Origin of the sequence: Desulfallas sp. Bu1-1 (assembly GCF_015594625.1) — a bacterium.
In the GTDB taxonomy this organism is placed as follows: Bacteria; Bacillota; Desulfotomaculia; order Desulfotomaculales; family Desulfallaceae; genus JADNRQ01.
On sequence record NZ_JADNRQ010000106.1, the window covers coordinates 1 to 258 of the forward strand.

Annotated in this window: 1 pseudogene; it reads left to right on the forward strand. The window is 60.9% G+C overall.

The features are described from left to right. Window positions 1-258: pseudogene (locus IT084_RS19175) on the forward strand (CO dehydrogenase/CO-methylating acetyl-CoA synthase complex subunit beta); the annotation flags it as partial.

Below are 258 nucleotides of genomic sequence, written 5' to 3' on the forward strand. Positions count from 1 at the left end.
TCATCAGCGAACCCGACTACGACAAAATCGTCCAGACCTGCCTTGAGGTGCGGGGCATCAAGATTACCGCCGTGGACATCGATGTGCCCATCACCGTCGGTCCCGCCTTTGAAGGCGAGTCCATCCGGAAGAAAGACATGTACGTCGAGTTCGGCGGCACCAAGACCCCGGGCTTCGAGCTGGTGCGCATGGCGGACGACTCCATTGAAGACGGCAAGATCGAGCTCGTCGGCCCCGACATCGACACCGTCGCCGAAG